The sequence below is a fragment of the Micromonospora sp. NPDC023814 genome, from assembly GCF_040639595.1.
In the GTDB taxonomy this organism is placed as follows: domain Bacteria; phylum Actinomycetota; class Actinomycetes; order Mycobacteriales; family Micromonosporaceae; genus Micromonospora.
Window position 1 is genome coordinate 57498 of sequence record NZ_JBFAAF010000019.1, and the last position, 15009, is coordinate 72506.

Annotated in this window: 4 protein-coding genes; 3 read left to right on the forward strand and 1 reads right to left on the reverse strand. The window is 76.3% G+C overall.

Annotated elements, in window-relative coordinates; all coding sequences use genetic code 11:
- Positions 1-23: 23 nt before the first annotated feature.
- Positions 24-368 (forward strand): phosphopantetheine-binding protein, encoded by a 345-nt coding sequence (locus tag AB0G14_RS13220; protein WP_357696863.1) that lies wholly within the window; start codon positions 24-26, stop codon positions 366-368.
- On the forward strand, positions 361-12147 hold the full coding sequence (locus AB0G14_RS13225) for an amino acid adenylation domain-containing protein (protein WP_357696865.1): 11787 nt from the start codon (positions 361-363) through the stop codon (positions 12145-12147). The genes AB0G14_RS13220 and AB0G14_RS13225 overlap by 8 nt, the downstream gene beginning before the upstream one ends.
- Before the next feature lie 36 nt (positions 12148-12183).
- On the opposite strand, the gene AB0G14_RS13230 is transcribed toward AB0G14_RS13225, so the two are convergent.
- Positions 12184-12921 (reverse strand): hypothetical protein, encoded by a 738-nt coding sequence (locus AB0G14_RS13230; RefSeq protein WP_357696867.1) that lies wholly within the window; start codon positions 12919-12921, stop codon positions 12184-12186.
- A gap of 243 nt (positions 12922-13164) precedes the next feature.
- Between AB0G14_RS13230 and AB0G14_RS13235 the strand changes: the two genes are divergently transcribed.
- A complete protein-coding gene (locus tag AB0G14_RS13235; RefSeq protein ID WP_357696869.1) occupies positions 13165-14982 on the forward strand; it encodes an acyl-CoA dehydrogenase in 1818 nt (605 codons plus the stop codon).
- The last annotated feature ends 27 nt before the right edge of the window (positions 14983-15009 follow it).

A 15009-nucleotide genomic window follows, 5' to 3' on the forward strand; every position in this document is an offset into this window, starting at 1 on the left:
GGCGACGCGACCGGGGGGACACGATGACGACGGACGGGACGCGCGACGGGGGCAGCCCGGTCGCGGAGGTCGTGGCGGACGCCTGGCGCGCGGCGCTGCGGGCCGACCACGTGGCGGCGGAGGACAACTTCTTCCTGCTCGGTGGCGACTCCCTGGTGGCCGCCCGGATGGCGGCCCGGCTGCGCGCCGCCCTCGACGTGCGGGTGCCGCTGGCCGCCGTCTTCGAGCATCCCACGCTGGGCGAGTTCACCGCCGCGCTGCGCGCCGAGCACGGTCCCGCCGTGGACGAGGCCGCCGCGCTCTACCTCAGCGTGCTGGCCTGCTCGGACGCCGAGGCCGAGACGATGCTCGGGCGTCTCGATGACTGACGTGCTCTCCCCGCGCCAGGCCGCGCTGCTCGCCGCCCTGCGCGCCCGGCGCGCCGCTGCCGCCGACGGGGGCGCGGCCGTGCCGGCCGGCACGGACGCGATCATCCCCGGCGGCGGGCCCGCCGGCCGCGTCGCCTCCGCCGGGCAGCGGCAGATGTGGTACCTGGCGCAGGCCGACCCGGGCGAGCCGGCGTACCTGGCACCGGTGGCGTGGCGGCTGCGCGGCCCGCTGGACCTGCCCGCCCTGAGCGCGGCGCTGGACGCGGTGGTCGCCCGGCACGAGCCGCTGCGCACCACGCTGACCGCCGAGGGCGGCCGGGTGGTGCCGGTGGTCGCCGAGCCACCGGCCGGCCTGCTGGCCGTGCTGGACCTGACCGGGCTGGCCGCGTCCGCGCGGGAGGACGAGCTGGCCGCCCGCCTCGCCGCCGAGGCGGCCACCCCGATCGACCTGGGCGGCGGCCCGGTGCTGCGGGCCCGCCTGCTGCGCCTCGCCGACACCGACCACGTGCTGGTGCTGACCGCGCACCACGCGGCGGTGGACGAGTGGTCGCTGCGGATCGTCGCCGACGAGCTGTCCGAGGCGTACGCCGCCCGGCTGGCCGGTCGGTCCGCCGAGCTGCCGGCGCTGCCCGTCACGTACGGCGACTACGCGCAGTGGCAGCGGCGGTGGCTGGCCGGGCCGGAGGCGGAGGCGCAGCGGCGCTGGTGGCGGGAGCGGCTCGCGGGCGCGCCGCCGGTGCTGGAGCTGCCCACCCCCGGCCCCCGGCCCGCCGCGCCGTCGCAGGCCGGCGCCACCGCCGCGTTCCCGCTGGGCGTCCCGCCCGACGCGCTGCGGGCGCTGTGCCTGCGGCTCAACGTCACGCCGTACCTGCTGCTGCTCGCCGCGTTCCAGGTGCTGCTGGCCCGGTGGACCGGCCGGTACGACGTGCCCGTCGGCACCCCGGTGGCCAACCGAGGCCGCCCGGAGACGGAGCCGCTGGTCGGCCTGTTCGTCAACACCGTGGTGATCCGGACCGACCTGACCGACGACCCGACCTTCGCCACCTGCGTGGCCCGGGTCCGGGCCGAGGTGCTGGCCGCCCAGGAGCGGCAGGAGCTGCCCTTCGGGAGCGTCGTCGAGGCGGTGCGCCCGGCCCGGCACGCCGGGCACAGCCCGCTGTTCCAGGTGATGTTCGTGCACGCCGACGCGCCCGCGCCGCTGCGGCTGCCCGGGATCGACGCGACCTGCGTCGAGGTGCCGACCCGCACCGCGAAGTTCGACCTGACCGTGGCCGTACGCCCCGGCGCGGACGGGCTCGACGCCGTGGTCGAGTACCGCACCGACCTGTTCGACGCGGCGACCGTGGCGCGGCTCGCCGGACATTTCCGGACCCTGCTGGCCGACCTGCTCGCCGACCCCGACGTCCGGATCCGCGACGCCCGGCTGCTCGTCGCCGAGGAGCGCCGGCGGATGCTGGTGGACTGGAACGACACCGCCACCGCCGCGCCGCCGGACGTCCGCGTCCACGCGTTGGTCGGCCGGTGGGCCCGGGAGCTGCCCGACGCCCCGGCGGTCGCCGACGACGCGCGCACCCTGAGCTACGGGGAACTCGACGCCCGCGCCGACGCGCTGGCCGCGACCCTGCGCGCCGAGGGGATCGGCGTCGGCGACCTCGTCGGCGTCCTGCTGGAGCGGTCCGCCGCGCTGCCGGTGGCACTGCTCGCGGTGCTCAAGGCCGGGGCCGCGTACGTGCCGCTGGACCCGACCCACCCGCCGGCCCGGCTCGGACACCTCCTGGCCGACAGCGGCGCCCCGGTGGTGCTGACCTCCGCGCTGCTGCGGCACCGGCTCCCCGTGGGGCAGGCCCGGCCGGTCGAGGTGGGCCTCGACGCGGCGCCGCCGACCGGGACGGCCCCGGTGTCCGTGCGGACGGGCCCGGACGACCTCGCCTACGTCATCCACACCTCCGGCTCGACGGGCCGCCCCAAGGGTGTGATGGTGACCCACCGGGGCGTGGTGAACTACCTGCGCTGGGCGGGTGCCGCGTACCGGCTGGGCCCGGGCGACGAGGTGCCGGTGCACTCCTCGATCGGCTTCGACCTGACGGTCACCAGCCTGCTGGTGCCGCTGGCCGCCGGCGCGACCGTCCGGCTGCTCCCCGACGACCTCGGGCCGGCGGGGCTCGGCGAGGCGCTGCGCGCACGGCGCACGCCGTACGGGCTGGTCAAGATCACTCCCGCCCAGTTGGAGATCGTCAACCGGCAGGTCGGGGCGACCGGGGCGGCGGGCCGGACCCGGGCGTTCGTCATCGGCGGGGAGAACCTGCGCGCCGACCAGGTGGCGCTGTGGCGGGACCACGCTGCCGGCACCCGGCTCGTCAACGAGTACGGCCCGACCGAGACCGTCGTCGGCTGCGCGGTGCACGAGGTCGGCCCCGGCACCGCGCGGACCGGCTCCGTGCCGATCGGTCGGCCGATCGCCAACACCACCCTGTACGTGCTGGACGACCGGCTCGACCCCGTTCCCGTCGGCGTCACCGGTGAGTTGTACGTCGGCGGCGCGGGCGTGGCCCGCGGCTACCTGAACCGGCCCGGGCTGACCGCCGACCGGTTCCTGCCCGACCCGTTCGCCGCCGAGGGCGGGCGGCGGCTCTACCGCACCGGCGACCTGGCCCGGTGGCGCCCCGACGGTGTCCTGGAGTTCCTGGGCCGGGCCGACGGGCAGGTCAAGCTGCGCGGCCACCGCATCGAGCCCGGCGAGGTGGAGGCGGCGCTGCGTCGGCTCCGGCCGGACAGCGACGTCGCCGTCGTGCTGCGCCGCGACGACCCCGACGACCCCCGGCTGGTCGCCTACCTCACCGGCGACCCGGACCCGGCCGTGCTTCGCGCCGGGCTGCGGGCGGAGCTGCCCGGACACCTGGTGCCGGCCGCGTTCGTCGGCGTCGACGCGCTGCCGCTGACCGGCAACGGCAAGCTCGACCCGGCCGCCCTCCCGCCGCCCCCGGCCGGCGCGCCGGCGGCGGACCGGTCGGCCGGGGACGCGCCGGTGGCGCCGCCGGTCGGCGACGTCGCCGCGGCCGAGCGGTTCGTCGCCGAGGTGTGGCGGGAGGTGCTCGGCGTCGACCGGGTCGGCGTCCGGGACAACTTCTTCGACCTGGGCGGGCACTCGCTGCGACTGCTGGCCGTGCACCGGCTGCTGGTCGAGCGGCTCGGTCCGGTGCTCACCGTGACCGACCTGTTCCGCCACACCACCGTCGCGGCGCTGGCCGAGTTCCTCGCCGGCGTCGCCGCGCCGCCGGCGGTCCCGGCGCCGCGTGCACCCGGCGCCGCGACCACCGGGGTGCCGGGGGACGCGATCGCGGTGGTCGGGATGGCCCTCCGGTTCCCCGGCGCCCGCACCCCCGAGGAGTTCTGGCGGCTCGTCCGCGACGGCGTGGAGGCCGTCCGGGAGTTCCGCACCGAGGAACTGCTCGCCGACGGGGCCGACCCGGCACTGCTGGGCGACCCCGCGTACGTGCGGCGGGGCACCGAGCTGCCCGACGTGGACCGCTTCGACGCCGAGTTCTTCGGCTTCACGCCGCGCGAGGCACAGGTGCTCGACCCGCAGCACCGGCTGCTGCTGGAGTGCGCCTGGGAGGCCCTCGAACGCGCCGGCCACGACCCCGAGGCGTACGCGGGTCAGATCGGGCTCTTCGCCGGCTCCGGCCGGGCCGGCTACCTGTCGGAGCACCTGCGCGACGCGCCGGAGGAGATCCGGGCGCTCGGGGAGTACCAGCTCGCGCTGAGCAACGACAAGGACTTCCTGGCGACCCGGGCGTCGTACAAGCTGAACCTGACCGGGCCGAGCGTCAGCGTCGGCACCGCCTGCTCCACCTCCCTGGTCGCGGTGCACCTGGCCCGGCAGAGCCTGCTCGCCGGCGAGTGCGACCTGGCGCTGGCCGGCGGGGTGAGCGTCTTCCCCGCCCAGCGGCAGGGCTACCTGCACCACGACGGTGGGATCTTCTCCCCGGACGGGCACTGCCGCCCGTTCGACGCCGACGCCCGGGGCACCATCGCCTCCAGCGGCGTCGGCGTCGTGGTGCTGCGCCGGCTCGCCGACGCCCTCGCCGACGGCGACCTGGTGCACGCGGTGATCCGCGGTTCGGCGGTGAACAACGACGGCGCCCGCCGGGCCGGCTACTCGGCCCCCGGCGTCGCCGGCCAGGCCGAGGTGGTCAGCCGGGCCCTCGCCGTGGCCGGGGTGGACCCCCGCACGGTCGGCTACGTGGAGGCGCACGGCACCGGCACCAGCCTCGGCGACCCGATCGAGGTCGCCGCGCTCACCGAGGCGTTCCGCCGCGGCACCGCCGACACCGGGTTCTGCGCGCTCGGCTCGGTCAAGGCCGCCATCGGGCACACCGACGCCGCGGCCGGGGTGGCCGGCCTGATCAAGACCGTGCTGGCGCTGCGGCACCGCACCCTGCCGCCGGTGGTCAACCTGCGCCGGCCCAACCCCGCCATCGACTTCGCCGCCAGCCCGTTCCACCTGCCGACCCGGGCCCGGCCGTGGCCGGGTGACTCCGGGCCGCGCCGGGCCGGCGTGAGCTCCTTCGGGATGGGCGGCACGAACGCCCACGTCGTGCTGGAGGAGGCCCCGCCGGCCGCCGCCGCGCCCGAGGCCGCCGAGCCGCCGGCCGGCCCGCACCTGCTGGTGCTCTCCGCACGTACGCCCGCCGCGCTGGACCGGGCCACCGACGCGCTGCGCGCGCACCTCGACGCGTACCCCGCGCTGCGGCTGGCGGACGTGGCCGCGGGCCTGGGCCGGCGGCGGCAGATGGCGCACCGACGGGCCGTCGTCTGCGCCGACCGGGCCGACGCCCGCGACGCGCTCGGCGACCCGGCGCGGCTGCTCACCGCCGCGACCGACGGCGACGCCGGGCTGGCCTTCGTCTTCCCCGGCCACGGCGCGCAGCACGTCGGCATGGGCGCCGGCCTGTACCGGGCCGAAGCTGGCTACCGGGCCGTCGTGGACCACTGCGCCGAGCTGCTGCGCGAGCCGCTCGGGGTGGACCTGCGGGCGGTCCTCGACCCCGCGCCCGCCGACCGGGCCGAGGCCGAGCGCCTGCTCGCCGAGCCCCGGATCAACCAGCCGGCGCTCTTCGTCACCGAGTACGCGCTGGCCCGGCTGCTGGTCGACCGGGGCCTACGCCCCGACGCGGTGGCCGGGCACAGCCTCGGCGAGTACGTCGCCGCCTGCCTCGCCGGGGTGTTCTCCCTCGCGGACGCGCTGCGGCTGGTCCGCGCCCGCAGCCGGCTCGCCCAGTCCACCGCGCCGGGCGCGATGCTCGCCGTCTCCCTGCCCGAGCCCGAGGTCGGCGCGCTGCTCGGCGACGACCTGGACCTCGCCGCCGTCAACGCGCCCGGCCTGTGCGTCGTGTCCGGCCGGCCCGACGCCGTCGCCGCGCTGCACCGGCGGCTCGACCGCGACGGGGTCGAGACCCGCCCGCTTCCCGCCGACCGGGCCTTCCACTCCGCGCTGCTCGACCCGGTCCTCGACGACTTCCGCGCCGAGGCGCGGCAGGTCGGCTACGCCGAGCCGACGACGACGTTCCTGTCGAACGTCACCGGCGCCACCGTGGGGCCCGGGGAGGTCACCGACCCGGAGTACTGGGTGCGGCACCTGCGCGGCACGGTCCGGTTCGCCGACTGCGCCGCGCTGCTGGCCGACCGGGGCCTGGCCGTCGCCGAGGTCGGCCCCGGGCACACCCTCGGCGGGCTGCTGCGGCAGGGCGGCGCGCGGCCCGACCGCGTGGTGCAGGTGATGCGCCACGTCCGCGCCGACGCCGACGACCACCGCGTCGCGCTCGACGCCGTGGGCCGGCTCTGGCTCGCCGGCGTACGCGTCGACTGGTCGGCCTTCCACGCCGGGCCGTGCCGCCGGGTTGAACTGCCCACCTACCCGTTCGAGCGGCAGCGGCACTGGGTCGACCGCGGCGTCCCCGCCCCGCGCCCTGCCCCGCCGCCCGGCGCGGAACCCGCCGTGCCGCCCGGGGCGGAGCCCGCGCCGCCGTCCGGCGCGGCGTCCGCGTCCCCTGGGGACGGCGGCGGCGTCCCGTCGGGCGTGGACTCGCCGGAGCGGGGCAACCGGCCGGCGCTGACCACCGCCTACCTCGCCCCCCGTACCGAGGCGGAGCGGGCGGTGGCGGAGATCTGGTCCGAGCTGCTCGGCGTCGCGCCGGTCGGCGCGCACGACGACTTCTTCGCCCTCGGCGGCCACTCCCTGCTCGCCACCCAGGTCGTCGCCCGGGTGCGCGCCCGGCTCGGGGTGGCGCTGCCGATCGAGGCGGTGTTCGCCCGGCCCACCGTCGCCGGGGTCGCCGCCGCCCTGCCGGCCGCGCCGGAGCCGGCGGTGCCGCCGATCCCGCGCGCCACCGATCCCGGGCCCGCCCCGGTCTCGTCCGGGCAGCGCCGGCTGTGGTTCCTGGAGCAGGTGCACGACCAGGTCGCGTACGCGGTGCTCACCGCCCTGCGGCTGCACGGCGACCTGCGGGTCGACGTGCTCGCCGCCGCGCTGACCGAGCTGGTGCGCCGGCACGAGGTGCTGCGCACCGTGGTCCGCCCGGCCCCCGACGGCGGGGACCCGGTGCAGGTGGTGCTGCCCGCCGCGCCGGTCGACCTGCCGGTGGTCGACCTGGCCGTCGAGGGCGCCGACGACGCGGACCTCGCCGAGCGGGAGCGCCTGGCGTTGGTCGCCGAGGCCCGCCGGCCGTACGACCTGGAACGGGGGCCGCTGTTCCGGCCCGTCCTGTTCCGCTCCGCGCCGGGGCGGCACGTGCTCTGCCTCGCGATGCACCACATCGTCTCCGACGGCTGGTCGCTCGGGGTGATCCGGGCCGACCTGGGCGCCCTTTACGACGCCTTCGCCGCCGACCTGCCCTCGCCCCTGCCCGACCTGCCGGTCCAGTACGCCGACTACGCCCGCTGGCAGCGGGATCGGGCCGCCGCGGACTCCGCCGACCTGGCGTACTGGACAGAGCGGCTGGCCGGCGCGACGGGCGCCTTGGACCTGCCCACCGACCGGCCCCGGCCGCCGGTGCAGACCTTCGACGGGGCGGTGGCCCGGCTGACCCTGCCGCCGGCGCTGACCGAGCGGGTCCGCGACCTCGGCCAGCGGCACGGCGCCACCCTCTACATGACGGTGCTCGCAGCCGTGCAGGCGCTGCTGTTCCGCTACACCGGGCAGCGCGACATCTGCGTCGGCTCCCCGGTGGCCGGCCGGGTCCGTGCCGAGCTGGAGCCGATGGTCGGCTTCTTCCTCAACAGCATCGTGCTGCGCACCACGCTGGACGGCGACTGGAGCGTCGCCCGGCTGCTCGACGAGACCCGCCGCACCGCCCTGGCCGCGTACGACCACCAGGAGACGCCCTTCGAGCGGGTGGTCGACGCCCTCGACGTGCCCCGGGACCTCAGCCGCAACGCCCTGTTCCAGGTGATGGTGAACCTGCTCAACCTGCCCGAGCAGGACCTGGCGATGACCGGCCTGCGGGTGGAGCAGCTCACCGTCGAACCCGGCACCGCCCAGGTCGACCTCGCCCTGTACGCGTACGACCGGCCGGACGGGTTGCTCTGCTGCCTGGAGTACAACACCGCGCTGTTCGACCTGGGCACCGCCGAGCGGATGCTGGCCCACCTGGAGACGCTGCTGACCGCGTTCGTGGCGGACCCGGACGGCCGGCTCGCCGACGTGGAGATCCTGGCCCCCGCCGAGCGGCACCGGCAGCTGGGGGAGTGGAACGCCACGGCCGCGCCGGTCCCGGCGGTCGGGCTGGCCCGGCTGGTCGAGGAGCAGGTGGCCCGCACCCCGGACCGCCCCGCGGTCACCTTCGCGGGCCGCACCCTCAGCTACGCGGAACTGAACGTGCGCGCCAACCGGCTGGCCCGGCGGCTGCGCCGGGTGGGCGTCGGGCCGGACGTGACGGTCGCCGTGTCGATGGAACGCTCCGCCGACCTGCTGGTGGCGCTGCTCGGCGTGCTCAAGTCCGGTGGCGCGTACGTCCCGCTGGACCCGTCGTACCCGCTCGACCGGCAGCGCTGGGTGCTGGACCACAGCCGCGCGGCGGTGCTGGTCACCGAGCCGGCGCTGGCCGACCGGTTCGCGGACTTCGCCGGCCCGGTGCTGCGCGTCGACGACCCGTCCCTGGCCGTCGAGTGCGCCGCCGACCCCGATCCGGTCACCACTCCCGGGCACCTGGCGTACGTGCTCTACACCTCCGGCTCCACCGGCCGGCCCAAGGGCGTGCGGGTCAGCCACGCCTCGGTGGTCAACCTGCTCACCGCGATGCGGCACGCGCCGGGCCTGACCGCCGACGACACCCTGGTCGCGCTGACCACCTTCGCCTTCGACATCTCCGTGCTGGAGCTGTTCCTGCCGCTGGCGGTCGGCGCCCGGGTGGTGGTCGCCGGCCGGGACGTCGGCTACGACGCCGCCGGGCTGGCCGCGCTGCTGCGCGCCGAGGGGGCCACCGTCGTGCAGGCCACCCCGGCCACCTGGCGGCTGCTGCTCGCCTCCGGCTGGACCGGGATGCCGGGGCTGAAGGCGCTCTGCGGCGGCGAGGCGCTGCCTCCGCCGCTGGCCCGCGACCTGGCCGCCCGGGTCGGCGAGCTGTGGAACATGTACGGGCCGACGGAGGCCACCATCTGGGCCACCACGGCCCGGATCGCGCCGGACGCGCCCGAGGTCACCATCGGCCGGCCGATCGCCAACCTGCGGGCGTACGTGCTCGACGAGGCGCTGCGGCCGGTGCCCGTGGGCGTGGTCGGGGAACTCTGGCTCGGCGGCGCCGGGGTGGCCCGCGACTACCTCGACCAGCCGGGCCTGACCGCCGACCGGTTCCGCCCCGACCCGTACGCCGACCAGCCGGGCGCCCGGCTCTACCGCACCGGCGACCTCGCCCGGTGGCGTCCCGACGGCACGATCGAGTGCCTCGGCCGCAACGACTCCCAGGTGAAGGTGCGCGGCCACCGCATCGAGCTGGGCGAGATCGAGGCGGCGCTGCAACGGCACCCGGCGGTGCGGGAGTCGGCCGTCGTGGTGCGTGACATCGACGGCGAGCCGGCCCTGGTCGCGTACCTCGCGCCGCGCCCCGAGCCGCCCGACGAGGGGGCCGGCCGGTGGCGGGCGTTCCTGCGCGACTGGCTGCCCGACTACATGGTCCCGACGACGTACGTGCCGCTCGACGCCCTGCCGTTGACCGACAACGGCAAGGTCGACCGCCGGGCCCTGCCGGCGCCCGGGCGCGGCGGGCCGCGCGGCGACGTCGGCGCGGCGCCGGCCACCCCGCTGCAGGCCGCCCTCGCCGAGCGCTGGGCGCAGGTGCTCGGCTACGACCGGGTCGGCATCGACGACGACTTCTTCGACCTCGGCGGGGACTCGTTCACCGCGATCCGGGCGCTCAGCGGCATCGAGCCACCGATCAGCGTGCTGGACCTGTTCCGCCACCCGACGATCCGCGGCCTGACCGGGCACGCCGACGCCGCGGCCGGCGAGGCCGACCGGCTGCTGCACGAGCTGACCCCGCCCCGGGCGACCGCGCCGGCGGTGACGGTGCTCTGCGTACCGTTCGCCGGGGCCGGCGCGGTGACCTACCAGTCCCTGGCCGCCGCGATGCCCGCGCACGTCGCGCTCTACGCCCTGCAACGCCCCGGGCACGACCTCAACCGCCCCGACGAGCCGGCCCTGGGCATGGCCGAGCTGGTCGAGCGGTGCATGGCCGAGGTGACCGCCGGCATCTCCGGGCCGGTGCTGGTCTACGGCCACTGCATGGGCGGCGCCACCGCCGTCGAGCTGGGCCGGCGGCTGGAGGCGGCCGGGGTCGACGTGCGCCGGGTGGTCGTCGGCGGGCACTTCCCGGCGCCCCGGCTGCCGGGCCGGTTCGCCCGCTGGTTCCGCCGCGCCTTCCCGATGGAGCGCTGGACCTCGAAGCGGCACGCGCTGGACTTCCTGCGGGCCATGGGCTTCTTCACCGACGTGCTCGACGAACGGGAGAAGGACTTCCTGATGGGGGTCTTCCTGGCCGACACCCGGGTCGGCGAGGACTACTACACCGACGTCTACGCCCAGGGGCTGCCCCGGCGGCTGGCCGCCCCGATCGTCTGCGTGGTGGGCACCGGCGACCGCGCCACCGAGCTGTACGAGGAGCGCTACCTGGAGTGGGGGTACTTCTCCGACTCGGTCCGCCTGTGCACCATCGAGGGCGCGGGGCACTACTTCCAGAAGCACCAGGCCACGGAGCTGGCGGACATCATCCTGGCCGACCCGCCGGACGCGGCGGTCCCCACCGCCGCGCCGGTCCCCGCGCCGGTCACTTCCGTGCAGGCCGTCCCGACCCAGGCCGTCCCGACCCAGGTCGTCCCCGCGTCGGCCGTTCCCGCGCCGTCCGTTCCCGCGCCGGTTCCGCCGGCCCGCTCCGGGCTGACCACGTTCTTCCTGGTCGCGTTCGGGCAGCTCGTGTCGCTGGTCGGCACGGGGCTGACGGGGTTCGCCCTGTCGCTGTGGGTCTACCAACGCACCGGCTCGATCTCCTGGTTCGCGCTGGCGTCGGTGCTGGCGCTGCTGCCGGCGGTGGTCCTCTCACCGATCGCCGGCGCACTGGCCGACCGCTGGGACCGCCGGCTGATCATGGTCTGCGCCGACTCCTTCGCCGCCTGCGGCACGGTGGTCCTGGCGGTGCTGCTCTGGACCGGCCGGGCGCAGCTCTGGCACGTCTTCGCGGCGCTCACGGCCAGCGCGCTGGCCACCGCGTTCCAGCAACCGGCGTACCTCGCGGCGGTGACCCAGCTCGTGCCCAAGCGGTACTACGGCCGGGCCAACGGCCTCATCTCGCTGGGCACCGCGACCAGCACCGTGCTCGCCCCGCTCGTCGGCGGCGCGCTCGTGGTCGCGATCGGCCTGCGCGGCATCGTCCTGATCGACCTGGTCAGCTTCGCCGTCGCGGTCGGCATCACCCTCGCCGTACGCTTCCCCGACACCCTGTTCAAGAAGCGGGAGGAGTCGTTCGGGCAGGAGGTCCTCGGGGGCTGGCGGTTCATCGCCCGCCGGCACGGCCTGCTCGCGATGATCGTGCTGACCGCGCTGCTCAACTACTTCTTCGCCGTCGTCGAGGTGCTGGCCACCCCGCTGACCCTCTCCTTCGGCGACCCCTCCGTGCTCGGCGTGGTGCTCGCCGCCAGCGGCGCCGGGTTGCTGTTCGGCAGCATCCTGATGGGCGTGTGGGGCGGCACGGCGCGGCGGACCACCGGCATCCTGACCGGCGTGGTGCTGCTCGGTGTCGCGATGCTGATGGTCGGGCTGCGTCCGGACCCGGTCTTCCCGGCGGTGGGCCTGTTCGGGCTGGGGCTCGCCTCGGCGCTGGTCAACACGCACTGGCTGGCCATCGTGCAGGCCAAGGTGGGGCTGGAGTTGCAGGGCCGGGTGCTGTCCACCACGCTGATGCTCTCCTGGCTGATGGTGCCCGCCGGGTTCCTCACCGCCGCCCCGCTCGCCGAGGGGGTCTTCGAGCCGCTGATGGCTACCGGCGACGGCGTCGCCGGGTCGCTCGGCGCGGTGATCGGGCACGGGCCCGGCCGGGGGATCGCGCTCACCGCCGTCGTCGCCGGGCTGTGCACCCTGGCGCTCGCCGCCGCCGGGTGGGCGTACCGGCCGATCCGGCGGCTGGAGGACGAGCTGCCGGACGCCGACCCGGGCACGGTGATCGTCAGCGACAAGGACCGCATCCAGGAACTCGCCGACCGGCGGCTGGCCGAACTGACCGGCGCCCGCTGACCGGTGAGGAGATGACGTGCGCGCCGGTAAGCTCGCTCACCGGCCGGTCACCGCGCGGCCGAATCGTTCGGCGACGTCCTGGATCAGCAGGTTCGACGGGGTGCGGAAGTCGTCGAAGCGACCGTCGATCGACCGGTCGAGCAGCGGCTTGTGCCGCTCGGACGGTACGCCCGCCAAGCCGAGGAACCAGCCGAGCACCTGCCGGCAGTGCCACTCCCAGGGGCCGTCGGCACAGGTCCGGTCGACCACGACGGTGACCAGGTGCGCCACCGCCCGTTCCCAGGCGGACGGGTCGGCGCGGTCGGCGGCGATCAGCGGCAGGAACCGGTCGAAGCGCTCGGCCAGCTCCTCCAGCCACCCCCGCCACTCGACCAGCGCCTCGGTGACCACGTCGAGCGTCTGCTCGGGGTCACCCATGCTGTCGGCGGGGCAGCACCAGGCGTGGACGGGGCCGCCGCCGAAGTCCGCCTCGCCGACGCCCCACCGCCAGCCCGACGCCCAGTGCCCGTAGTGACCGACGATCGCGAAGCTCATCTCGTCGGCCCACCGCATGCCCTGCCGCTGCCCCCATTCGTGCACCTCGGGCCGGCCCGACCGGCCGGATGGTCGGGTGGGAACAGTGGCGGCCGGCGGCAGCGACCGGACGACGGCGGGGGTGGAGACCGGATCGAACGGCTGCCGGGACGGCTCCACCTCCGCCCAGGTCAGGTGCCAGGGCACGATCTTCGGGTCATAGCTGGGGAGGTAGGGCTCGGCGTCTGGCGCGTCGGGCAACGAGGCGTCCTCCGGTGGCTCGCGGTCTGACCCGCCCACCCTAGTGGGTCCAGCCGCGGCGCCGCCGTCAACGCCCGCCCTCATCTGGCGGCGCCCGCCGGACCCGCGAGAGGTGCCGGGATGGTACGACGCGCACGGCGCCGGGTGGTGCGCCGGCCGGCCGGATCGGTCAGGATGACCTGGGCGAGGGCGCCGCCGGGCCGAGCCGCGGCCGACGGCGCGACCGCCGCCGGAAGGAGACCTGTGTCGTCCACTCTGCTCTCCCGTCGCGACCTGCGGTTCCTGCTGCACGACTGGCTGGAGGTGACCCGGCTGACCGAGCGGCCCCGCTACGCGGAGCACTCCCGGGAGACCTTCGACGCCGTGCTGGACCTCGCCGAGCGGGTGGCCACCGAGCGGTTCGCCCCGCACAACCGGGCCGCCGACCTCACCGAGCCCAGCTTCGACGGCCGGCGGGTGCACGTCATCCCGCAGGTCAAGCAGGCCCTCGACGTCTTCGCCGAGACCGGCCTGCTGGCCGCCGGCATGGACGCCTCGATCGGCGGGATGCAGTTGCCGCACGTCGTGCAGGCCGCCTGCTTCGCCTGGTTCCAGGCCGCCAACATCGGCACCTCGGCCTACCCGTTCCTGACCCTCGGCAACGCCAACCTGTTGCTGGCGCATGGCAGCGCGGAGCAGATCGACACCTGGGTCCGGCCGATGGTGCAGGGCCGGTTCTTCGGCACCATGTGCCTGTCCGAGCCGCAGGCCGGCAGCTCGCTGGCCGACATCACCACCCGCGCGGAGCCGCAGGACGACGGGACGTACCGGCTGCACGGCACCAAGATGTGGATCTCCGGCGGCGACCACGAGCTGTCGGAGAACATCGTCCACCTGGTGCTCGCCCGGATCCCCGGCGGCCCGCCCGGGGTGAAGGGCATCTCGCTGTTCATCGTCCCGAAGGTGCTGCTCGACGCCGACGGCGCCCCCGACGCGCGCAACGACGTGGTGCTGGTCGGCCTCAACCACAAGATGGGCTACCGGGGCACCACCAACACGCTGCTGAACTTCGGCGAGGGCGTGCACCGGCCGGGCGGGCGCCCCGGTGCGGTCGGCTACCTGGTCGGCGAGCCGCACCAGGGCCTGCCGCAGATGTTCCACATGATGAACGAGGCCCGGATCGGGGTGGGCGCGGGCGCCACCGCCCTCGGCTACACCGGCTACCTGAAGTCGCTCGCGTACGCCCGCCAGCGGCCGCAGGGCCGCCCGGCCGCCGACAAGGACCCCACCGCGCCGCAGGTGCCGATCGTCGCCCACCCCGACGTGCGGCGGATGCTGCTGGCGCAGAAGAGCTACGTGGAGGGCGCGCTGGCGCTCGTCCTCTACTGCGGACGGCTGCTCGACGAGGAGAAGACCGCGCCGGAGGCGGCCGACCGGGAACGCGCGCGCCTGCTGCTGGACGTGCTCACCCCGATCGCGAAGAGTTGGCCGTCGCAGTGGTGCCTGGCCGCCAACGACCTGGCCATCCAGGTGCACGGGGGCTACGGCTACACCCGCGACTACGACGTCGAGCAGCACTGGCGTGACAACCGGCTCAACCCGATCCACGAGGGCACCCACGGCATCCAGGCGCTGGACCTGCTGGGCCGCAAGGTGACCATGCGCGGCGGGGACGGGCTCGCGCTGCTGGTCGAGACGGTCCGCGCCACGGTCACCCGGGCGTGGAAGGCCGAGGGCGAGGCCGCCGAGCTGGCCGGCCCGCTCGGCGCGGCCCTGGACCGGATCACCCTGGTCACCCGGCGGTTGTGGAGCACCGGCGATCCGGCGGCGGCGCTGGCCAACGCGAGCGTCTACCTGGAGGCGGTCGGCCACGTGGTGATCGCCTGGATGTGGCTGGAGCAGTTGCTCGTCGTCGAGGCGGCCGGCGGCCCGGGCGACGGGCCGGACGCCGACCTGCACGCCGGCAAGCGGCAGGCCGCCCGGTACTTCTTCCGCTACGAGCTGCCCCGCACCGGGCCGCAGTTCGACCTGCTGGACAGCCTCGACCGGACCACGCTGGAGATGCGCGACGACTGGTTCTGACCGCCCCGCGCCACCGTCCGCCGCCGC